This window comes from Streptomyces sp. NPDC014623 (genome assembly GCF_043088245.1).
GTDB lineage: Bacteria > Actinomycetota > Actinomycetes > Streptomycetales > Streptomycetaceae > Streptomyces.
Window position 1 is genome coordinate 218,557 of sequence record NZ_JBIBZU010000003.1, and the last position, 21,752, is coordinate 240,308.

At 70.7% G+C, this 21,752-nt stretch carries 19 protein-coding genes; 16 read left to right on the forward strand and 3 right to left on the reverse strand.

Going from position 1 to position 21,752, the window contains the following annotated elements:
• Positions 1-6: 6 nt before the first annotated feature.
• From ACF1FZ_RS07365 to ACF1FZ_RS07375, 3 genes are all read right to left on the reverse strand, one after another.
• Positions 7-1,377: a DUF58 domain-containing protein gene (locus ACF1FZ_RS07365; protein ID WP_391772398.1), complete on the reverse strand. Its 1,371-nt coding sequence runs from the start codon at positions 1,375-1,377 to the stop codon at positions 7-9.
• On the reverse strand, positions 1,374-2,420 hold the full coding sequence (locus ACF1FZ_RS07370; protein WP_391772399.1) for an AAA family ATPase: 1,047 nt from the start codon (positions 2,418-2,420) through the stop codon (positions 1,374-1,376). The genes ACF1FZ_RS07365 and ACF1FZ_RS07370 overlap by 4 nt, the downstream gene beginning before the upstream one ends.
• Positions 2,421-2,610: 190 nt before the next feature.
• The gene (locus ACF1FZ_RS07375; protein WP_391772400.1) at positions 2,611-3,162 is read right to left on the reverse strand and encodes a beta-class carbonic anhydrase; all 552 of its coding nucleotides are present in this window, start codon (positions 3,160-3,162) and stop codon (positions 2,611-2,613) included.
• Between the two features lie 408 nt (positions 3,163-3,570).
• Between ACF1FZ_RS07375 and rsmH the strand changes: the two genes are divergently transcribed.
• The 16 genes from rsmH to ACF1FZ_RS07455 all read left to right on the forward strand — a co-directional run bounded on the left by rsmH (position 3,571) and on the right by ACF1FZ_RS07455 (position 21,507).
• The gene (rsmH, locus tag ACF1FZ_RS07380) at positions 3,571-4,536 is read left to right on the forward strand and encodes a 16S rRNA (cytosine(1402)-N(4))-methyltransferase RsmH (RefSeq protein WP_391772401.1); all 966 of its coding nucleotides are present in this window, start codon (positions 3,571-3,573) and stop codon (positions 4,534-4,536) included.
• Positions 4,537-4,585: 49 nt separating this feature from the next.
• Complete coding sequence (locus ACF1FZ_RS07385; protein ID WP_391772609.1) at positions 4,586-5,086, forward strand: septum formation initiator family protein; 501 nt, start codon at positions 4,586-4,588, stop codon at positions 5,084-5,086.
• Between the two features lie 4 nt (positions 5,087-5,090).
• Positions 5,091-7,070 carry a peptidoglycan D,D-transpeptidase FtsI family protein gene (locus tag ACF1FZ_RS07390; protein ID WP_391772402.1) on the forward strand — a complete coding sequence of 660 codons (1,980 nt, stop codon included), beginning with the start codon at positions 5,091-5,093 and terminating at the stop codon, positions 7,068-7,070.
• Positions 7,071-7,084: 14 nt separating this feature from the next.
• On the forward strand, positions 7,085-8,815 hold the full coding sequence (locus ACF1FZ_RS07395; protein WP_391772403.1) for a UDP-N-acetylmuramoyl-L-alanyl-D-glutamate--2,6-diaminopimelate ligase: 1,731 nt from the start codon (positions 7,085-7,087) through the stop codon (positions 8,813-8,815).
• A 4-nt stretch (positions 8,816-8,819) separates the two neighbouring features.
• Positions 8,820-10,238 (forward strand): UDP-N-acetylmuramoyl-tripeptide--D-alanyl-D-alanine ligase, encoded by a 1,419-nt coding sequence (gene murF, locus ACF1FZ_RS07400; RefSeq protein WP_391772404.1) that lies wholly within the window; start codon positions 8,820-8,822, stop codon positions 10,236-10,238.
• Positions 10,235-11,305, forward strand: coding sequence for a phospho-N-acetylmuramoyl-pentapeptide-transferase (gene mraY / locus ACF1FZ_RS07405; RefSeq protein WP_203185676.1), 1,071 nt, complete (start codon positions 10,235-10,237; stop codon positions 11,303-11,305). The genes murF and mraY overlap by 4 nt, the downstream gene beginning before the upstream one ends.
• Positions 11,287-12,720: a UDP-N-acetylmuramoyl-L-alanine--D-glutamate ligase gene (gene murD / locus ACF1FZ_RS07410; protein ID WP_391772405.1), complete on the forward strand. Its 1,434-nt coding sequence runs from the start codon at positions 11,287-11,289 to the stop codon at positions 12,718-12,720. Before mraY ends, murD begins: the two co-directional genes overlap by 19 nt.
• 129 nt (positions 12,721-12,849) lie before the next feature.
• Positions 12,850-14,286, forward strand: a complete 1,437-nt coding sequence (gene ftsW, locus ACF1FZ_RS07415; protein WP_391772406.1) for a putative lipid II flippase FtsW — start codon at positions 12,850-12,852, stop codon at positions 14,284-14,286.
• A 6-nt stretch (positions 14,287-14,292) separates the two neighbouring features.
• On the forward strand, positions 14,293-15,387 hold the full coding sequence (gene murG / locus ACF1FZ_RS07420) for an undecaprenyldiphospho-muramoylpentapeptide beta-N-acetylglucosaminyltransferase (protein ID WP_391772407.1): 1,095 nt from the start codon (positions 14,293-14,295) through the stop codon (positions 15,385-15,387).
• Positions 15,388-15,436: 49 nt separating this feature from the next.
• The gene (locus ACF1FZ_RS07425) at positions 15,437-16,231 is read left to right on the forward strand and encodes a cell division protein FtsQ/DivIB (protein WP_391772408.1); all 795 of its coding nucleotides are present in this window, start codon (positions 15,437-15,439) and stop codon (positions 16,229-16,231) included.
• A gap of 276 nt (positions 16,232-16,507) precedes the next feature.
• Positions 16,508-17,722: a cell division protein FtsZ gene (gene ftsZ, locus ACF1FZ_RS07430; protein WP_391772409.1), complete on the forward strand. Its 1,215-nt coding sequence runs from the start codon at positions 16,508-16,510 to the stop codon at positions 17,720-17,722.
• Between the two features lie 17 nt (positions 17,723-17,739).
• Positions 17,740-18,474: a peptidoglycan editing factor PgeF gene (gene pgeF / locus ACF1FZ_RS07435; RefSeq protein WP_391772410.1), complete on the forward strand. Its 735-nt coding sequence runs from the start codon at positions 17,740-17,742 to the stop codon at positions 18,472-18,474.
• A gap of 6 nt (positions 18,475-18,480) precedes the next feature.
• Positions 18,481-19,200 (forward strand): YggS family pyridoxal phosphate-dependent enzyme, encoded by a 720-nt coding sequence (locus ACF1FZ_RS07440; protein WP_391772411.1) that lies wholly within the window; start codon positions 18,481-18,483, stop codon positions 19,198-19,200.
• A gap of 127 nt (positions 19,201-19,327) precedes the next feature.
• Positions 19,328-19,939 (forward strand): cell division protein SepF, encoded by a 612-nt coding sequence (locus ACF1FZ_RS07445; RefSeq protein WP_391772412.1) that lies wholly within the window; start codon positions 19,328-19,330, stop codon positions 19,937-19,939.
• Between the two features lie 67 nt (positions 19,940-20,006).
• Positions 20,007-20,303: a YggT family protein gene (locus ACF1FZ_RS07450; RefSeq protein WP_391772413.1), complete on the forward strand. Its 297-nt coding sequence runs from the start codon at positions 20,007-20,009 to the stop codon at positions 20,301-20,303.
• Positions 20,304-20,352: 49 nt separating this feature from the next.
• Positions 20,353-21,507, forward strand: a complete 1,155-nt coding sequence (locus ACF1FZ_RS07455; protein WP_391772414.1) for a DivIVA domain-containing protein — start codon at positions 20,353-20,355, stop codon at positions 21,505-21,507.
• Positions 21,508-21,752 lie beyond the last annotated feature (245 nt).

Below are 21,752 nucleotides of genomic sequence, written 5' to 3' on the forward strand. Positions count from 1 at the left end.
TCCCCCTCAGAACCCTGTCGTCGTTCCGGGCACGGAGGGCCGGGCCGCGGAGTACTGAGCCCCGGCGCCCTCCTGACCCGCCTGCTGCCACAGCCGGGCGAGCTCCGCCCCGGGCGGCACCGCGACAACCGTCCATCCCGCTTCACGCAGCAGCCGCAAGCGGCCGGAAGCCGACGGCGCGGCTCCTGAGCCGTGCGCCCGGCCGTCGCCGTCCAGCACGAACGCGACGGCCCCGCGGCTGCGCTGCCGCATCCTGGCCGCGACGGCCGCCTGCTCCTCGTCGAGATCGCCGAAGAACGCCACCAGCAGCCCCTCGTCGCCCCCGCGCAGCACGTCGTACGCACGGGAGAGACCGCCCCCGTCGGAATGGCCGACGGCCGCGAGGGTGTCCATCATCAGACCCGCCGAATCCGCGGACTCCTGGGACGAACCGGCGAAGCCGTCGGCGCCCTCACCCGGCACGGCGCTCCCCTCGTCCGTGAGCAGCCGCACCGCGAAGCCGCGCTCCAGCATGTGCACCAGTGCGGACGCCGCCCCGGACACCGCCCACTCGAAGGCCGATCCGGGCCCGGCGCCCTGGTAGGCGATCCGCCGGGTGTCCAGCAGCACCGTGCACCTGGCCCGCTGCGGCTGCTCCTCCCGCCGCACCATCAGCTCGCCGTGGCGCGCGGTGGAACGCCAGTGCACCCGCCGCAGGTCGTCGCCGTGGCGGTAACCGCGCGGAATGATGTCGTCCTCACCGGCCAGGGCCAGCGAACGCTGCCTGACGTCGCCGTATCCGGAAGCCTCCCCGGCCAGCCGCAGCGCGGGAAGCGGCTCGGTGCGGGGGATGACGACGAGGGTGTCGTACGCACTGAAGGAGCGCGTGAGCTCACACATCCCGAACGGGTCGCTCAGCTGAAGCTGCAGGGGCCCCAGCGGATAGCGCCCGCGCAGGTCGGAGCGGATCCGGTAGGAAACCTCCCGTACACCACCGGGCTCCACCCGGTCCAGCACGAACCGGGGCCGTGGCCCGAGGACGTACGGAACGCGGTCCTGGAGCATGAGCAGGCCCGTGTGCAGCCGGGACACGTTGTCCATGCGCAGATGGACCCGCGCCTCCGAACCCGCCGGCACCCGGGACGGTGACAGCCGCCGGCTGCCGGCCACCCTGTAGCGGGTGCGGTACAGGGCGGTGACACAGACCAGCGGCAGCGCCGCGAGGAGCAGGCCGACCCGGAGCAGGTCGCCCTGGCCCAGCGCGTACGCGCAGACCGTCGCCGCGACACCGGCGGCCAGGAAGGACCGCCCCCGCGTCGTCAGTCCGCTCAGAGCCGCTCGCAGGCCCCCCTTGCCGTCGCTCTCGTCCACGGGGCCGGGGGCCCCGGCCGTCGTCACAGCCGCCGTGCGCCGGGCTGCCCGCCGTACACCGGGCTGCCGGGGCGGTGCCGGGGCTGCGCCGGGGCGGTCCCGCCGCCCGACGTCGGCACGGGGGTGCGCTGCAGGATGTCCAGCACGACCTGCTCGGCCGTACGGCGATCGAGCTGTGCCTGGGCCGTCGGCAGCAGCCGGTGGGTGAGCACCGGGGCCGCGAGGGCCTGGACGTCGTCCGGCAGGGCGTAGTCCCGTCCGGCCAGTGCGGCCGACGCCTTGGCGGCGCGCAGCAGGTGGAGGGTGGCGCGTGGCGAGGCCCCGAGCCTGAGATCCGGGTGCTGACGGGTCGCGGCCACCAGTTCCACCGCGTACCGCCGGACGGACTCGGCCACATGGACCTCGCGCACCGCGTCGATCAGCTTCACGATGTCGTGGGCGTGCGCCACCGGCTGGAGGTCGTCCAGCGGTGAGGCGCCGCCGTGCACGTCGAGCATCTGCAGCTCGGCCTCGGCGCTCGGGTAACCGATCGACACGCGGGCCATGAAGCGGTCACGCTGCGCCTCGGGGAGAGGGTAGGTGCCCTCCATCTCCACCGGGTTCTGGGTCGCCACGACCATGAAGGGATCGGGCAGTTCGTAGGTCCGGCCGTCGATCGTGACCTGGCGCTCCTCCATCGACTCCAGCAGTGCCGACTGGGTCTTGGGCGACGCGCGGTTGATCTCGTCCCCGATCACGATCTGGGCGAAGATCGCACCCGGCTTGAACTCGAACTCCCTTCGCTGCTGGTCGAAGACCGAGACCCCGGTGATGTCCGAGGGCAGCAGGTCCGGTGTGAACTGGATGCGCCGCACCGAGCAGTCGACGGACCGCGCCAGCGCCTTGGCCAGCATCGTCTTGCCGACCCCGGGGACATCCTCGATCAGCAGGTGCCCCTCGGCGAGGAGCACGGTCAGCGAGAGCCGTACGACCTCGGGTTTACCCTCGATCACACCCTCGACCGACCTGCGTACCCGCTCCGCTGTGGCGGTCAGGTCTGTGAGGCTCGCTCGATCGTCATAGGTCGTCACCCGGCCCTCCTCGGCCCCTTGTGCACGTGCCGGCGCGCAGAACTGCCCGGCCCGCCCCGGAATACGGACACTCTCCGGGGGACCCGGAGAGATGTCGCACCCGCATTCTTGTTGCCGTTACCGCTTCGTGTCACTCGCCCGCGGGCAAGCGCATGCGATATGCCGGATGTGGCCTGTATGTCGGAGGCGCTCAGGAGGTGGGGAGGACCTCGCGCAGCTTGCCCGTGGTCACGTCGAAGACGAAGCCGCGGATGTCGTCGGTGTGCAGGAGGAACGGGGAGGTGCGCACGCGCTGCATCGACTGCCGTACGTCCTGGTCGGCGTCCGAGTAGGCCTCCACCGCCCAGGCGGGGCGCTGGCCGACCTCGATCTCCAGCTCCTGGCGGAAGTCCTCGGTGAGCGACTCCATGCCACAGTTCGTGTGGTGGATGAGGACGACGCTGCGGGTGCCGAGCGCCCGCTGGCTGATGGTCAGCGACCGGATGACGTCGTCGGTGACCACGCCGCCGGCGTTGCGGATGGTGTGGCAGTCGCCGAGCTCCAGGCCGAGTGCGGCGTGGAGGTCGAGACGGGCGTCCATGCAGGCGACCACGGCGACGTGCAGTACGGGCCGCGCGTCCATGCCCGGATCGGTGAACGCCTCCGCGTAACGCGCGTTGAGCTCGACCAGGCGGTCGGTGACCGTCCCTCCGGAGGAAGGGGTGGAATCGGTCTCGGCGGAAGGGTGCGCAGAAGTCGACATGGCTATGACGTTAACCGTGGCGACCGCTCCCGGCGTGCTGTGGAAGGGGACAAAGAGCATCAACGAGGCTTGTTGTGATGCAAACCACAAGCTTCACGGACAGTCGTCCGACCGGGTGAGGTTTCCCGGCCGCAGCGGCGGTGCGACGCGCTGCGCGGTTCATTGATCGGAAATGGATCGGATGGCAAGGTGGACTAAAGTGACGCGAAGTTACCGACACGCCTGTACATGCTGCACATTCTTATATGTTTCGAGTTCCCCGTGATGTGCGGCGCACATGCGGCCCGGCCCTCTCCCGCTCGACGGCCGACCGACGCCCCTTCCCCGGCGCCGGCCGGCCTCCCCTTCCGGGCGGGCGGGGACCAGACCGCATGTGCGGCCACACGGGGCAGAGCCTGAGAGGGCGCTTTGAGCCAGACCCGCCACGTCCCGGTGATGCTCCAGCGATGCCTGGACCTGTTGGCCCCGGCTCTGGAGGCGACAGGACCACAGCCCCCGGTCGTCGTCGACTGCACCCTCGGGCTCGGTGGGCACAGCGAGGCCCTGCTCGCCGCCTTCCCCGCCGCCCGGCTGGTCGCCCTGGACCGTGACAAGGAGGCGCTGCGGCTCTCCGGCGAGCGCCTCGCCCCGTACGGCGACCGCGCCACCCTGGTGCACGCCGTCTACGACGAACTGCCCGAGGTCCTCGGCCGGCTGGGCGTCGACAAGGTCCAGGGCGTGCTGTTCGACCTCGGTGTCTCCTCCATGCAGCTGGACGAGGCAGACCGCGGTTTCGCATACGCCCAGGACGCGCCGCTCGACATGCGGATGGACCAGACGACCGGCATCGGCGCGGCCGAGGTGCTCAACACCTACCCGCCGGGCGAACTCGTGCGGATCCTGCGCGCGTACGGCGAGGAGAAGCAGGCCAAGCGCATCGTCTCGGCCGTCGTGCGCGAACGCGAGAGGGAACCCTTCAGCAACAGCGCCCGCCTCGTCGAGCTGATCCGCGACTCCCTGCCGCAGGCCGCCAAGCGCACCGGCGGCAATCCGGCCAAGCGCACCTTCCAGGCCCTGCGCATCGAGGTCAACGGGGAACTCACCGTCCTGGAGCGGGCAATTCCGGCCGCGGTGCAGAGCCTCGCCGTCGGCGGCCGGATCGCCGTCCTCTCGTACCACTCGCTGGAGGACCGTCTGGTCAAGCAGGTCTTCGCGGCCGGTGCGGCCAATACGGCGCCGCCCGGGCTGCCCGTCGTCCCCGAGCGCTACCAGCCCCGGCTGAAGCTGCTCACCCGCGGTGCCGAGCTGCCCACCGAGGAGGAGGTCGCCGAGAACCGGCGCGCCGCCCCCGCCAGGCTGCGCGGCGCCCAGCGGATCCGCGAGGAGGAGCGATGAGGGGAGCTTGCCGGGCCGGCCGGAGGCAGAACAGGGCGGTGGCACCACGGTGACCAGGGCGGCCGAGCAGATGAAGGGACGGGCCGGCCGGCTCGCGCGGCTGATGCCCTCGGGACCGAGCACCGCCGCCCGTACCCCCTTCGTCCTGCTGGTCGTGCTGCTGCTCGCGGGTGGCCTGATCTCACTCCTGCTGCTGAATTCGGCGCTCAACGAAGGATCGTTCAAGCTGAGCAAGCTGAAGAGGGAGACCACCGAACTCACCGACGAGCAGCAGGCCCTCCAGCAGGACGTGGACAGCTACTCCGAACCCGACGCGCTGGAACGCCGGGCCAGGGAGCTCGGTATGGTACCCGGCGGCAACCCCGCCTTCCTGGGTCCGGACGGTTCGGTTCGCGGAGTGCCCGAGCGGGCCACCGCGCAGCCCTACCCCACCGCGGCCCCCGGACCGGCCGCGAGTGCGGCCGGCTCCGCGACGCCGTCGCCCGCGGTCCCCTCGGCGACGCCGTCCATGTCCCCGAACACACCGCCCCCGACGAGCTCCGGCAGGTGACGCAGTGCCGTCCAAGGAACCGACGCGCCGCCGCGTACCCGGCCCCGCGCGCTCCCGCAACGCGGCAGGCGGTTCGGGGCGTCCGCGTCCCACCGCCCGCTCCGGGGCCCGGCGCCCGGCGGCCGGGAGGCAGCGCGGCGGCTCCGCCCGGTCCATCCGCCTGGGCAGTCCGCGCCCCCGGCTGCGCCTGATCAGCCTCTGCCTGACCCTCGTCATGCTGGCCTTCGTCGTCCGGCTCCTCCAGGTGCAGGCGGTCGACGCCGGCACGTACGCCGCCAAGGCCGAGAAGAACCGCTACCTGGAGTACACGATCGCCGCCGAGCGCGGCGAGATCACCGACCGCAGCGGTATCGCCCTGGCCACCAGCGTCGACGCGCATGACATCACGGCCGATCCGAAGCTGTTCACACCCGAGGAGAGCAAGGTCCCGGACGCCCCGCGGCAGGCGGCGGCCCTGCTCGCCCCGATCCTCGGCAAGGACGAGGCGGAGCTGGCGAAGAAGCTGGCCGCCAGGACCCGCTACGAGGTGCTCGCGCGGCGGCAGAGCCCGAAGGTCTGGAAGCAGATCAAGGACCTCAGGTCCGCGTTCGCGGAGAAGGCGGCCGAGGACCGGGCGAACGGCGGCCCCGGAGCCAACGTTCTGGCCGGAGTCCTCCAGGAGCCCACCACCAGGCGCGTGTACCCGAACGGTGACCTCGCCGCCGGGATACTGGGATTCGTCAACGCCGAGGGCAAAGGCGGCGGCGGTCTGGAAGCACAGCTGAACGAACGGCTCCAGGGCGAGGACGGCAAGATCCGCTACGCCCAGGCGGGCGGCCGTCCCGTGCCGACCGCCGGTTCCACGGAGATCCCGGCCGTCGCGGGCACCGACGTCGAGCTGACGATCGACCGCGACATCCAGTGGGCCGCCCAGCGGGCCATCGCCGACCAGGTGGAGAAGTCCCGGGCGGACCGCGGCTACGTGATCGTCCAGAACACGAAGACCGGTGAGGTGCTGGCCATGGCCAACGCTCCCGGCTACGACCCGAACGACCTCGCGCAGAGCAACGCGGCCGCCCTGGGCAACGCGGCCCTCCAGGACGTGTACGAACCCGGCTCGACCAGCAAGGTCATGTCCATCGCCGCCGTGCTGGAGGAGGGAGCGGCCACGCCCGGGACGCACGTCACCGTCCCCAACCGGCTGCACCGGGGCGACCGGCTCTTCAGGGACGACGTCGACCACCCGACCTGGTACCTCACGCTCAACGGCGTACTCGCCAAATCGAGCAACATCGGCACCATCCTGGCCACCGGCCAGCTCGGGAAGACCCAGGCCGAGGCCAACAAGGTCCTGTACTCCTACCTGCGCAAATTCGGTCTCGGCAGTACCACCGGACTCGACTACCCGGGCGAGTCGCCCGGCATCGTCGCCAAGCCCCAGGACTGGTCGACCTCGCAGCAGTACACGATCCCGTTCGGCCAGGGCCTCTCGCTCAACGCCATGCAGGCCACGTCGGTCTACCAGACCATCGCCAACGGCGGGGTCCGGATCGAGCCGACCCTGGTCCGCGGGACCAAGGACGCCGACGGCCGCTACACGGCGTCCGAAGCTCCCGAGCGCACCCGGGTGGTCAGCGAAAAGACGGCCGAAACCCTGGCGAAGATGCTGGAGTCCGTGGTGGACGACGAAGAAGGCACCGGGACCAAGGCGCACATCGAGGGCTACCGGGTCGCGGGCAAGACGGGCACGGCCAACCGGGTCGATCCCGTACACGGTGTCTACAAGGGCTACACCGCGTCCTTCGCGGGCTTCGCCCCCGCCGACGATCCGCAGGTCACCGTCTACTGCGCCATCCAGAACCCCACCAAGGGCAGCTACTTCGGCGGCCCGACCTGCGGCCCGATCTACAAGAAGGTCATGGAGTTCGCCCTGAAGACCCTCCAGGCGCCTCCCTCCGGCAGCGCCCCGGCCCGGCTGCCCGTGTCCTTCAAGCCCGGCGAGTGACCCGGGAACCCTCAGTGACGACGATCACCCCTGATCCCGGGAACCGGAACGAGAAGTACCGCAACCCCGGCCCCTCACTTCGCGAGAGGTCCGGTCCGCCCGGTACGCTCACCGCCGTGCCCCACGCTGATCAGTGCCAAACCACTCAGAAGGACGCGCCTGTGACCTACCCGGGAGCGCCCCGGCCGGACCGGCCGCGGCCGACGTCCATCGGAGAGCTGGCCGCCCGGCTCGGTGCCGGACCGCAGGATGCCGGTGAGGTCACCGGCATCACCCACGACTCCCGGGCCGTGCGCCCCGGGGACGTGTACGCGGCCCTGCCCGGTGCCCGCTTCCACGGCGCCGACTTCTCCGCCCAGGCCGCGGGACTCGGCGCGGCCGCGATCCTCACCGACCCGGCCGGCGCCGGACGTGCCGCCGCCACCGGCCTCCCGGTCCTCGTCACCGATGACCCGCGCGGCCGGATGGGCGAGATCGCGGCCGAGATCTACGGACGGCCGGGTGCCGGCCTCCTCCAGATCGGCATCACCGGAACGTCCGGGAAGACCACCACGGCCTATCTCGTCGAGGGCGGACTGCGCGGCGCCGGACGCAGCACCGGGCTGATCGGCACCGTGGAGATGCGGATCGGCGACGAGCGCATCAAGTCGGAGCGCACCACCCCCGAAGCCACCGACCTCCAGGCCCTGTTCGCCGTCATGCGTGAACGCGGGGTCGAGGCGGTCGCCATGGAGGTCTCCAGCCACGCCCTGGTCCTCGGCCGGGTCGACGGCTGCGTCTTCGACGTAGCGGTCTTCAACAACCTCAGCCCGGAGCACATGGAGTTCCACTCCGGGATGGAGGACTACTTCCAGGCCAAGGCGCAGCTGTTCACCCCGCAGCGCAGCAGGATCGGTGTCGTCAACTTCGACGACGAGTACGGCCGCAGGCTGGTGGAGGAGGCGACCGTCCCGGTCGTCACCTTCTCCGCGGAGGGCCACCCGGACGCCGCATGGCGGGCCGGAGACGTCGAAGTCGGTCCTCAGGACAGCAGCTTCACCGTGCTCGGGCCCGAGGGCGAACGCATCACCGCCAGGGCCCCGCTGCCCGGTCCGTTCAACGTGGCCAACACCCTCGCCGCGATCGTCACCCTGGCCGTGGCGGGCGTCGACCCGCAGACCGCCGCCGACGGCATCGCGGCCGTCCCCGGTGTCCCCGGCCGGCTGGAGCGCGTCGACGCCGGACAGCCGTACCTCGCGGTCGTCGACTACGCGCACAAGACCGACGCCGTCGAATCCGTCCTGCGCTCCCTGCAGAAGGTCACCGAGGGCCGGGTGCACATCGTGCTCGGCTGCGGCGGCGACCGCGACACGACGAAGCGCGGCCCGATGGGCGCCGCCGCGGCCCGGCTCGCCGACACCGCCGTACTGACCTCCGACAACCCCCGCTCCGAGGACCCTCTCGCGATCCTCGCCGCGATGCTCTCCGGCGCGGCCGAGGTGCCCGTCCACGAGCGCGGCGACGTGCTCGTGGACGCCGACCGGGCCGCGGCCATCGCCGCCGCGGTCGCCCGTGCCGAGCCCGGTGACACCGTGCTGGTGGCCGGAAAGGGACACGAGCAGGGCCAGGACATCCACGGAGTGGTACGTCCTTTCGACGACCGCGAGGTCCTGCGTGAGGCCATCGAGGGCTCCCTGGGACGCACCGGCGCCGCGCAGGCCCCCGAGGGCCGCGTACACACCCATGAGAACAACAGTCAGGGATGACCAAGTGATCGCCCTTTCCCTCGCCGAGATCGCCGGAATCGTCGGTGGGCAGCCGCACGACGTGCCGGACCTGTCCGCCGCCGTCACCGGCCCCGCCGTCATCGACTCCCGGGAGGTGCGGCAGGGCTCGCTGTTCGCCGCGTTCGCGGGTGAGCGGGTCGACGGCCACGACTACGCGCAGCGCGCCGTCGAGGCGGGCGCGGTGGCCGTGCTCGCCGCCCGCCCCGTCGGTGTGCCGGCGATCGTCGTCGACGACGTCGTGGCCGCGCTCGGCGCCCTCGCCCGCGCCGTCGTCGAACGCCTCGGCACCACCGTCGTCGGGCTGACCGGCTCGGCCGGCAAGACGTCCACGAAGGACCTGATCGCCCAGCTCCTGGAGCGCAGGGCGCCCACGGTCTGGACGCCCGGCTCCCTCAACAACGAGATCGGCCTGCCGCTCACCGCGCTGCGCGCAACGGCGGAAACCCGCCACCTCGTGCTGGAGATGGGCGCGCGGGGCATCGGCCACATCCACTACCTCGCGGACCTGACACCGCCGCGGATCGGCCTGGTCCTCAACGTGGGCAGCGCCCACATCGGGGAGTTCGGCAGCCGTGAGGCCATCGCCCGGGCCAAGGGTGAGCTCGTGGAGGTCCTCCCGGAGGACGGCGCCGCGATCCTCAACGCCGACGACCCGCTCGTGCGGGCGATGTCGTCCCGCACAAAAGCCCGGGTGCTCCTCTTCGGAGAGGCCCCGGATGCGGACGTACGGGGAGAGAACGTACGGCTCACGGAAGACGGACGCCCCGCTTTCGAGCTCCACACACCCACCGGGTGCAGCGACGTGACCCTGCGCCTGTACGGTGAGCACCACGTGTCGAACGCGCTCGCCGCGGCCGCCGTCGCCCATGAGCTGGGCATGTCCGTGACCGAGATCGCCGATGCGCTCTCCGGGGCGGGCACCCTCTCCCGCTGGCGCATGGAGGTCACCGAGCGTCCGGACGGTGTGACGGTCGTCAATGACGCCTACAACGCGAACCCCGAATCCATGAAGGCCGCACTCCGTGCGCTGGCCGCCATGGGCAAGGCCCGACGGGCGGACGGGGGGCGCACGTGGGCGGTGCTCGGTCAGATGGCCGAGCTCGGTGACGCGTCGCTCGCCGAGCACGACGCGGTCGGACGGCTCGCCGTCCGGCTCAACGTCAGCAAGCTCGTCGCTGTCGGGGGGCAAGAGGCCTCCTGGCTGCAACTGGGCGCATATAACGAGGGTTCGTGGGGTGAGGAGTCGGTGCACGTGTCCGACGCACAGGCGGCCGTCGACCTGTTGCGCAGTGAACTGCGCCCGGGAGACGTCGTGCTGGTGAAGGCGTCCCGGTCGGTCGGCCTGGAGAAGGTCGCCATGGCACTGCTGGAGACGACCGAGGGCGAGGTCGCCGTCCGATGAGGCAGATCCTCTTCGCGGGGGCCATAGGGCTCTTCCTGACCCTGGTCGGCACCCCGCTGCTGATCAAACTTCTGGCCCGCAAGGGCTACGGGCAGTTCATCCGGGACGACGGCCCGCGTACCCACGGCAGCAAAAAGGGCACACCCACCATGGGTGGCATCGCCTTCATCCTGGCGACGATCATCGCGTACGTCCTGGCGAAGGTGATCACCGGCGAGGAGATGCGCTTCTCCGGCGTCCTCGTCCTGTTCCTGATGGCCGGGATGGGCCTCGTCGGCTTCCTCGACGACTACATCAAGATCGTGAAGCAGCGCTCGCTGGGCCTGCGGGCCAAGGCGAAGATGGCCGGCCAGCTGATCGTCGGCATCGCCTTCGCGGTGCTCTCGCTCCAGTTCGCGGACATCCGGGGCAACACCCCGGCATCGACCAGGCTCTCGTTCGTCGAGGACTTCGGCTGGTCCATCGGCCCGGTGCTGTTCGTCGTCTGGGCCCTGTTCATGATCCTCGCCATGTCCAACGGCGTGAACCTGACGGACGGTCTGGACGGCCTGGCCACGGGCGCGTCGGTGATGGTCTTCGGCGCGTACACCTTCATCGGGCTCTGGCAGTTCCAGGAGTCCTGCGCCAACGCGACCACCCTGACCAATCCACAGGCGTGTTTCGAGGTGCGCGACCCACTCGACCTCGCGGTCGTCGCCTCGGCACTCATGGGAGCCTGCTTCGGCTTCCTGTGGTGGAACACCTCGCCCGCGAAGATCTTCATGGGTGACACCGGCTCGCTCGCCCTCGGCGGCGCGCTCGCGGGCCTGGCCATCTGCTCCCGCACGGAGTTCCTGATGGCCATCCTCGGCGGTCTCTTCGTGATGATCACGATGTCCGTGGTCATCCAGGTCGGCTCCTTCAAGATGACCGGCAAGCGGGTCTTCCGGATGGCGCCGCTCCAGCACCACTTCGAACTCAAGGGGTGGTCCGAGGTCCTTGTCGTGGTCCGCTTCTGGATCATCCAGGGCATGTGCGTGATCGTCGGACTCGGCCTCTTCTACGCGGGATGGGCAGCCAAGAAGTGAGCAACGTGGACTGGCAGGGCAAGCACGTCACGGTCGCCGGGCTCGGCGTCAGCGGTATCCCCGCCGCCCGCGCCCTGCACGAGCGGGGCGCCCTCGTCACCGTCGTCAACGACGGCGACGACGAACGCTCCCGCGCCCAGGCGGCCGAGCTGGAGGCACTCGGGATCACCGTGCGCCTCGGCGACGGCGCGACCCTGCCCGCGTCCACCGAGCTCGTCGTCACGGCTCCCGGCTGGAAGCCGGACAAGCCCCTCTTCCTCGCAGCCGCCGAGGCGGACGTCCCCGTCTGGGGCGACGTCGAACTCGCCTGGCGGCTGCGGGGGCCGGGCGCCGCGCCCTGGCTCGCGGTCACCGGCACCAACGGCAAGACCACGACCGTGCGGATGCTCGCCTCGATCCTCGAAGCGGCCGGCCTGCGCACGGCCGCCGTCGGCAACATCGGGGTGTCCCTGCTGGACGCGGTCCTCGGCGACGAGGAGTACGACGTACTCGCCGTCGAGCTCTCCAGCTACCAGCTGCACCGGGCTCCCTCCCTGCGGGCGCACTCCGGAGCCGTGCTGAACCTGGCCCCGGACCACCTCGACTGGCACGGGTCCATGGCCGGTTACGCCGCCGACAAGGGCCGGATCTACGAGGGCAACAGCGTCGCCTGCGTGTACAACGCCCAGGACCCGGCGACGGAGGACCTCGTGCGCGAGGCCGACGTCGAGGAGGGCTGCCGGGCCATCGGCTTCACCCTCGGTACGCCGGGCCCCTCGCAGCTCGGCGTGGTCGACGGCATCCTCGTCGACCGGGCCTTCGTCGCCAACCGCCACAAGCAGGCGCAGGAGCTCGCCGAGGTCGGCGACGTCGATCCGCCGGCTCCCCACAACATCGCCAACGCCCTGGCCGCGGCGGCGCTGGCCCGCGCCTTCGGCGTGCAGCCCGCCGCCGTACGGGACGGGCTGCGGGCCTTCCGCCCCGACGCCCACCGCATCGAACACGTCGCCGACGTCGCCGGCGTCACGTACGTCGACGACTCCAAGGCCACCAACACCCACGCCGCCGAAGCCTCCCTCGCGGCCTACGAACCGATCGTCTGGATCGCCGGCGGTCTCGCCAAGGGCGCCACCTTCGACGAACTGGCCGTCGGAGCCGCGAAGCGGCTGAGGGGTGCCGTACTGATGGGCGCCGACCGGGCGCTGATCCGCGAGGCACTGGCGCGACACGCCCCCGAGGTACCGGTGGTCGACCTCGACCGGACCGACACTGGGGCGATGTCCGCAGCGGTCCGCGAAGCGGCACGGCTGGCCCGGCCGGGCGACACCGTCCTGCTGGCCCCGGCGTGTGCCTCGATGGACATGTTCGTCAACTACAACAAGCGGGGCGAGGCGTTCGCGGAGGCGGTCCGCCGACTCGCCGACGAGAGCGCCTGACGGGCCCGGAGTCCGCGTCGTACCGTCCCGGAGGACCGGAGCCGCCGGGAGCCCGGTCACGAGCGGCACCGCCGGAGGTCCGGGCCCCGGTGACAGCCCCGGGCACGAGCAGTGGAGGGGACAGCGACAATGCCGGCCGACGAGAGTTCAGCCGCGCGCGGAGCCGGCCGCTCACGGGCGACCGCGGCGATCAGCCGGGTGATCTCCCCGTCCCCCGTCCCGCTGCCCGCGGGCCTCGCTCTGCGGAGCCGGCCCGCCGCCGGTCCCCGACGGCCCGCCGCACCGCGTGGCAGGGCCCGTGGAGCGGGCACACCGCCCCGGCCGCCCCGGGGCGGCGGGGTCCGGCGCACGTACGAGCGGCTGCGACGGGCCTGGGACCGCCCTCTGACGGCGTACTACGTGATCCTCGGGTCCAGCCTCCTGATCACCGTGCTCGGCCTCGTCATGGTCTACTCCGCCTCGATGATCAAGGCGCTGGAGCTGGCACGGCCCGGCACGTACTTCTTCCGCAAGCAGTTCCTGGCCGCCGTGATCGGGGCCGGACTGATGCTGCTGGCCGCCAGGGTGCCCGTCAGGCTGCACCGGGCGCTGGCCTATCCGCTGCTCATGGTCACGGTCTTCCTCATGGTCCTGGTGCAGGTGCCGGGGATAGGGATGTCGGTCAACGGCAACCAGAACTGGATCCACCTCGGCGGCCCCTTCCAGCTCCAGCCCAGTGAGTTCGGCAAGCTCGCCCTCATCCTGTGGGGCGCGGACCTGCTGGCCCGGAAGCAGGACAAGCGGCTGCTGGCCCAGTGGAAACACATGCTCGTGCCGCTCGTTCCGGTCGCCTTCATGCTGCTCGGACTGATCATGCTCGGCGGTGACATGGGCACCGCGATCATCCTCACCGCGATCCTCTTCGGCCTGCTCTGGCTGGCCGGCGCCCCCACCCGGCTCTTCGCCGGGGTGCTCGCCGTCGCCGGTCTGATCGGATTCGCCCTCATCACGACCAGCCCCAACCGGATGTCGCGGCTCAGCTGCATCGGCGCGTCCGAGCCCGGCCCCGGCGACTCGTGCTGGCAGGCGGTGCACGGAATCTACGCTCTGGCGTCCGGCGGATGGTTCGGTTCCGGACTGGGCGCGAGTGTGGAAAAATGGGGCCAACTTCCGGAACCCCACACCGACTTCATCTTCGCCATCACCGGGGAGGAACTGGGTCTGGCGGGGACGCTGTCGGTACTGGCCCTCTTCGCGGCTCTAGGCTATGCGGGTATCCGCGTGGCCGGACGCACGGAGGACCCCTTCGTGAGGTACGCAGCGGGAGGCGTGACCACCTGGATCACGGCGCAGGCCGTGATCAACATCGGTGCGGTGCTCGGCCTGTTGCCGATCGCCGGTGTCCCGCTGCCGCTGTTCTCCTACGGGGGCTCGGCCCTGCTGCCGACCATGTTCGCGGTGGGGCTCATGATCGCCTTCGCGCGGGAGGACCCTGCGGCGGGAGCGGCCCTGGCCCTGCGGAGGCCCGGGGTCAGATGGAAGACGATGAGACGGCGCGTCATGAAGCGTCCGTCCGGAGAGCGGTGAATTTCGGTGCATGTCGTACTCGCCGGCGGGGGGACCGCCGGGCACATCGAGCCCGCGCTTGCCCTCGCAGACGCCCTGCGGAGGCAGGACCCGGCCGTGGGAATCACTGCCCTCGGCACGGAACGAGGACTGGAGACCAGGCTCGTACCCGAGCGGGGGTACGAGCTGGCACTGATCCCCGCGGTACCGCTGCCGCGCAAGCCCACACCCGAGCTGATCACCGTCCCCGGACGGCTGCGCGGCACCATCAAGGCCGCCGAGCAGATCCTGGAGCGCACCAAGGCGGACTGCGTGGTCGGCTTCGGGGGTTACGTGGCCCTGCCCGGCTACCTCGCGGCCAAGCGCGCCGGGGTCCCGATCGTCGTCCATGAGGCCAACGCGCGGCCGGGCCTGGCCAACAAGATCGGTTCCCGGTACGCCCACGGGGTCGCCGTCTCCACCCCGGACAGCAAGCTGCGCGACGCCCGCTACATCGGCATCCCGCTGCGCCGGACCATCGCCACCCTCGACAGGGCCAGGGTCCGCCCGGAGGCGCGTGCGGCCTTCGGCCTCGACCCCAACCTCCCGACACTGCTGGTCTCCGGCGGTTCGCAGGGCGCCCGCCACCTCAACGAGGTGGTCACCAGGATCGCGCCGCTGCTCCAGCGGTCCGGAATCCAGATCCTTCATGTGGTCGGCCCGAAGAACGAATTGCCGCGCATCGACAACATGCCCGGGATGCCGCCCTACATCCCGGTACCGTACGTGGACCGGATGGATCTCGCGTACGCCGCGGCCGACATGATGCTCTGCCGCGCCGGCGCGATGACCGTCGCCGAACTCTCCGCCGTCGGGCTGCCCGCCGCCTACGTCCCGTTGCCGATCGGCAACGGCGAACAGCGGCTGAACGCCCAGCCGGTGGTCAACGCCGGCGGCGGTCTGCTGGTGGACGACGCGGCGCTCACCCCGGAGTGGGTACAGGGCAACGTCCTTCCGGTGCTCTCGGATCCGCACCGGCTGTACGAGATGTCCCGTGCCGCCGCGGAGTTCGGGCGACGGGACGCCGACGACCTGCTCGTCGGCATGGTGTACGAGGCGATTGCCTCCCGCCGCCAGGCGTGAGGCGGTGCGGGCCCGGGGCACGCGCCCCGGGCCCGGCGAAGGAGCGAGCGTGGCCGGACCGACGACCGCCCAGCGCGGTGAGACCGGACGGGCCGACACACCGGCCCGTCCGCCGCACATCGGCCCCGAGGGGCGACGTCTGACGGGCCGTACCCGGCTGGTCCTGGCCGCAGTCGGTCTCGTGCTGACGGCCGCGGCCACGGTCTGGTTGCTCTACGGCTCGTCCTGGCTGCGGCTGGAGCGGGTGACGACCACCGGCACCGGTGTCCTGACCCGGAGCGAGGTGGAGGCCGTCGCGGCAGCCCCCGTAGGGTCCCCGCTGATCTCCGTGGACACCGAGGCGATCGCGGACAGGCTGCGCAGGAAGCTGCCCCGTGTCGACTCCGTGGACGTCGTACGGTCATGGCCGCACGAGGTCAGCCTCGAAGTGACAGAACGCAAACCGGTCCTGTTGGTGAAAAAGGGCAAGAAATTCGTCGAAGTGGATGCGAAGGGCGTACGTTTTGCAACGGTGGACAAAGCGCCCCCGCATGTTCCGCTTCTGGAATTGACGCCTGCCCGGTCGGCGAGTCTGCGTCGCTTCGGCAGTGACCGTCTGCTTCGGGAAGCGGTCGGTGTGGCGGGGGACCTTCCGGGGAAGGTGGCCGGGGAGACCGAGGTCGTACGCGTCATCTCGTACGACTCCGCCGTCCTGGAACTGACCGGGGGGCGCACCGTGATGTGGGGCAGCAGCGAGGAAGGACCCGTCAAGGCGCGGGTGCTCACCGCTCTGATGAAGGCGTCCCCCGAAGCGGGGCACTTCGACGTGAGCGCTCCCACGGCCCCTGCGGTGTCGAAGAGTTGACGCACGTTTGGCCTGGCCAGACCCCTGGTTGGTCACCGCTATGGATGATCACATAGGGTGAAAAGAAAAACGGGAGGTTCGGCGTGTTCGTTGAACGTGCGCCACTTGTCGACTTAGTGTCCTGTTCGGAAGAGTCCAAGAAGCAGACACACTGGTAACCCTAAACTTCAACGTTAGGGTTTGGGTCGGCGTCCGGACCGACCCAATCGGCATCCGTCGTCGCGGCGGGACCACCGCCAAGCGACGACACGTAACTCGAGGCGAGAGGCCTTCGACGTGGCAGCACCGCAGAACTACCTCGCAGTCATCAAGGTCATCGGTGTCGGCGGCGGTGGTGTCAATGCCATCAACCGAATGATCGAGGTCGGTCTCAAGGGCGTCGAGTTCATCGCGATCAACACCGATGCGCAAGCACTGTTGATGAGCGACGCCGACGTCAAGCTCGACGTCGGCCGTGAACTCACCCGTGGCCTCGGCGCCGGGGCGAACCCGGCCGTCGGTCGCAAGGCGGCAGAGGACCACCGTGAGGAGATCGAGGAGGTCCTCAAGGGGGCCGACATGGTCTTCGTCACCGCCGGAGAGGGCGGTGGCACCGGCACCGGCGGCGCACCCGTCGTCGCCAACATCGCGCGCTCACTGGGTGCCCTGACGATCGGTGTGGTCACCCGGCCGTTCACCTTCGAGGGCCGGCGGCGCGCGAACCAGGCGGAGGACGGCATCGCCGAGCTCCGCGAAGAGGTCGACACCCTCATCGTCATTCCCAACGACCGGCTGCTGTCCATCTCGGACCGGCAGGTCAGCGTGCTCGACGCCTTCAAGTCGGCCGACCAGGTGCTGCTCTCGGGCGTCCAGGGCATCACCGATCTCATCACGACCCCGGGTCTGATCAACCTCGACTTCGCCGACGTCAAGTCGGTCATGTCCGAGGCCGGATCGGCGCTCATGGGCATCGGCTCCGCGCGCGGCGACGACCGTGCGGTGGCCGCCGCGGAGATGGCGATCTCCTCGCCGCTCCTGGAGGCGTCCATCGACGGCGCCCGCGGTGTCCTGCTCTCCATCTCCGGCGGCAGCGACCTCGGTCTCTTCGAGATCAACGAGGCCGCCCAGCTGGTGAGCGAGGCGGCCCACCCGGAGGCGAACATCATCTTCGGCGCGGTCATCGACGACGCGCTGGGTGACGAGGTGCGCGTCACCGTCATCGCCGCGGGCTTCGACGGCGGACAGCCGCCGGCCCGCCGGGAGAACGTCCTCGGGTCGAGCACGGGCAAGCGCGAGGAGCCGGCTCCGCCGGCCCGGACCACCGAACCGGCGCGCCCGGCCGGCGGACTGGGCTCCGTGCCCCCGCGCGAGGAGCCCCAGACGCCGGCCGAGCCGGCGCCGGTGGCGAACGAGAGCCCGCTGTCGCCGGTTTCCCCGCCGCACGTCCCGACGGCCCGTCCCTACCAGGACACCCAGGCCGAAGAGCTGGACGTACCGGACTTCTTGAAGTGATAGGTCCGCAGCACGCGGTGAAAGCCGCGGAGTCCTCGCCGGGCGGCGCCCATTTCGCCTTCACCGACAGGTGGGGCGGAGTGAGCGCCGTTCCGTACGAGGAGCTCAACCTCGGCGGTGCGGTCGGCGACGACCCCGCCGCCGTCCGCACCAACCGTGCACGCGCTGCCCGTTCCCTGGGTCTCGACCCGGCCCGGGTGGTCTGGATGAACCAGGTGCACGGGCGTGACGTGGCCGTGGTCGACGGCCCCTGGGGTGACTCCGCCTCGGACCTCCCCGCCGTGGACGCGGTGGTGACGGCGCGGCGCGGGCTCCCGCTCGCGGTGCTCACCGCCGACTGCACGCCGGTGCTGCTCGCCGATCCGGTGGCCGGTGTCGTCGCGGCCGCCCACGCGGGACGGCCCGGTCTGGTCGCGGGAGTCGTCCCGGCCACGGTCGAGGCCATGGCCGCACTCGGCGCGGAACCGTCCCGGATCACCGCGCACACCGGGCCGGCCGTCTGCGGACGCTGCTACGAGGTGCCGGAGCGGATGCGGGCCGACGTCGCCGGAGCCGTCCCGGCGGCGTGGTCGGAGACCAGCTGGGGAACACCCGCGGTGGACGTCACGGCCGGAGTGCACGCCCAGCTCGCCGAGCTCGGCGTCGGCGACCTGCACGGCTCGCCGTTCTGCACCCTGGAATCCGGCGACCATTTCTCGTACCGCCGCGACCGCACCACGGGTCGGCTCGCCGGATATGTCTGGTTGGACTGATAAGGCATGACGGATCGCAGAACGCAACTCGCGGCGAACCTGGCACGGGTGGAGGAACGCATTGCCTCCGCCTGCGCGTCGGCCGGCCGTGAGCGGGAAGAAGTGACCCTCGTCGTGGTCACCAAGACCTACCCCGCGAGCGACGTGCGCATTCTGCACGAACTGGGTGTGCGGCATGTCGCGGAGAACCGGGACCAGGACGCGGCACCGAAAGCCGCCGCTTGTGCGGATCTGTCGCTCACGTGGCACTTTGTCGGACAGTTGCAGACCAACAAGGTCCGCTCCGTGGTCGGGTATGCCGATGTGGTGCAGTCGGTGGACCGGGTGAAGCTGGTCACCGCGCTCTCGGCGGCGGCGGTCAGGGGCGGGCGTGAACTCGGCTGCCTCATCCAGGTCGCACTCGACGCGGAGAGCGGCGAGCACGGGGACCGGGGTGGTGTCGCACCGGACGCGATCGAGGAGTTGGCCGCGTCGGTGGAAGCGGCGGAAGGGCTCAGGCTCGACGGCCTGATGACCGTCGCCCCGCTCGCCGGCCCTTATGCCGGCCGGCAACGGGCGGCGTTCGACCGGCTGATGGAATTCTCATCCCGCCTGCGCGGGAACCATCCGGCTGCGAACATGGTCTCTGCCGGGATGAGTGCGGATCTCGAGGACGCGATTGCGGCCGGGGCGACACATGTACGCATCGGTACGGCAGTGCTCGGAGTCCGACCCCGGCTCGGGTAACGTCGCGAAGCAAGTCGGACCACAGCAGAAAATATGGTCATTCCCGCTCGAAGCGGGCAGGCCGGAGTGGATCTCGGGCACTTGGTGACACGAATGCCGATCCACCACAGAGCGGAGGACTCGGAGCATGGCCGGCGCGATGCGCAAGATGGCGGTCTACCTCGGCCTCGTGGAGGACGATGGGTACGACGGCCCGGGGTTCGACCCCGACGACGAATTCGAACCCGAGCCGGAGCCCGAGCGGGACCGGAGGCGGCACCAGCCCGTGCAGCCGGTGGAGCGGGAACGGGACGAACCGGTGCGAGCGGTGCAGCCGCCCGCACCGCGGGAACCGGTTCAGCTCCCGGCGGAAAGCGGACGACCCGCCCGAATCGCCCCCGTGGCATCCATCACACCTGACCGCCCGAACCTGGAGAAGAACGCACCGGTGATCATGCCCAAGGTTGTGTCCGAGCGTGAGCCCTACAGGATCACCACGCTGCACCCCAGGACCTATAACGAGGCCCGTACCATCGGGGAACACTTCCGTGAGGGCACTCCGGTGATCATGAATCTCACGGAGATGGACGACACCGATGCGAAGCGACTTGTCGACTTTGCCGCGGGACTCGTCTTCGGTCTCCATGGCAGCATTGAGCGTGTGACACAGAAGGTGTTCCTGTTGTCGCCTGCTAACGTCGATGTCACGGCGGAGGACAAGGCCCGCATCGCAGAGGGCGGGTTCTTCAACCAGAGCTGAGAACACCGGGAACGAACCCGGCCGGGAGGCCGGGCTGTGAAAGCCAGGGGAGAGGGAAGCGCGGAACATGGGCGTCGCACTGGATGTGGTCTATATCGCGCTGATGTGTTTCCTCATCGTGCTGATCTTCCGGCTGGTCATGGACTATGTCTTCCAGTTCGCACGTTCATGGCAGCCAGGCAAGACGATGGTGGTCGTTCTTGAGGGCACTTACACTGTCACGGATCCACCGTTGAAGCTTCTGCGGCGGTTCATACCGCCGTTGCGTCTCGGGGGCGTGGCACTTGACCTGTCCTTCTTCGTTCTGATGATCATCGTTTACATTCTGCTCAATCTCGTGGGCAAGCTAGCGAGCAGCGTGTGAACGATACGGTCTTGCCGACTGCCGACGACTACGTAGAGGTGAAGAAGAGATGCCGCTGACCCCCGAGGACGTGCGGAACAAGCAGTTCACGACCGTCCGCCTCCGAGAAGGCTATGACGAGGACGAGGTCGATGCCTTCCTCGACGAGGTCGAGTCGGAACTGACCCGTCTGCTCCGTGAGAACGAGGACCTGCGCGCCAAGCTGGCCGCCGCGACTCGTGCGGCCGCGCAGAACCAGCAGCAGCAGGGAATGCGTAAACCGCCGGAGCAGCAGGACCGGCCGGGGGCCCCGGTGCCCGCTGCCATATCTGGTCCGCCGGTGCAGCAGCAGCCCCCGCAGATGGGTCCCCCCCAGCTGCCCGGTGGCGCTCCGCAGCTGCCTGCCGGTCCCAGTGGTCATGGCCCGCAGGGCGGCCACGGCCCCGGTCCGCAGGGCCAGCACGGCCCCGGCCCGATGCAGGGCGGTCCCATGGGCGGCCCCATGGGCGGTCATGCCCCGCAGCAGCAGATGCAGCAGCAGCAGATGCAGCAGCAGCAGATGCAGCAGCAGCAGATGCAGCAGCCCGGCCAGGGCCCTGGTGGTGACAGTGCCGCCCGTGTCCTCTCCCTTGCCCAGCAGACCGCCGACCAGGCGATCGCGGAGGCCCGTTCCGAGGCCAACAAGATCGTCGGTGAGGCGCGCAGCCGTGCCGAGGGTCTCGAGCGTGACGCCCGGGCCAAGGCGGACGCCCTGGAGCGGGACGCGCAGGAGAAGCACCGCGTGGCGATGGGCTCGCTGGAGTCGGCCCGCGCGACGCTGGAGCGCAAGGTCGAGGACCTGCGCGGCTTCGAGCGCGAGTACCGGACCCGCCTGAAGTCCTACCTGGAGAGCCAGCTGCGTCAGCTGGAGACCCAGGCCGACGACTCGCTGGCTCCGCCGCGGACCCCCGCCGCCGCTTCGCTGCCGCCGTCGCCTTCGCTGGCTCCGGCCGGTGCGGGTGCGATGGGACACACCATGGGCGGTAACCACGGTGGTCACGGCAGCCAGCAGATGGGCAGCGGCAACCAGTCGATGGGCGGTGGACCGTCGTACGGCGGTGGCCAGCAGCAGATGGCTCCCGCGATGACCCAGCCGATGGCGCCGGTGCGGCCGCAGGCGCCGCAGCCGATGCAGCAGGCTCCGTCGCCGATGCGCGGGTTCCTGATCGACGAGGACGACAACTGAGCGGTTCGCGCTCGCTGAGCGCGTAGCCGTCGGCAGGCAGAGGGCCGGGCCCCGGGGTTTCCCCGGGGCCCGGCCCTTTTGCGTGGGCGCAGTCCCGGGCGGGGGTGCGGGTGCCGGCCGGGTGAGCGGGACGCCTGCGGCAGGGCCGTCCCCCTGCCCGCCCCTTCCCGGGACCGGGGTCCCGCCCCGGGCCCCGCTCCTCGGACGCCGGGGGGGGGCTTGGCAGGTGGGGCAGGGCCGAGGGT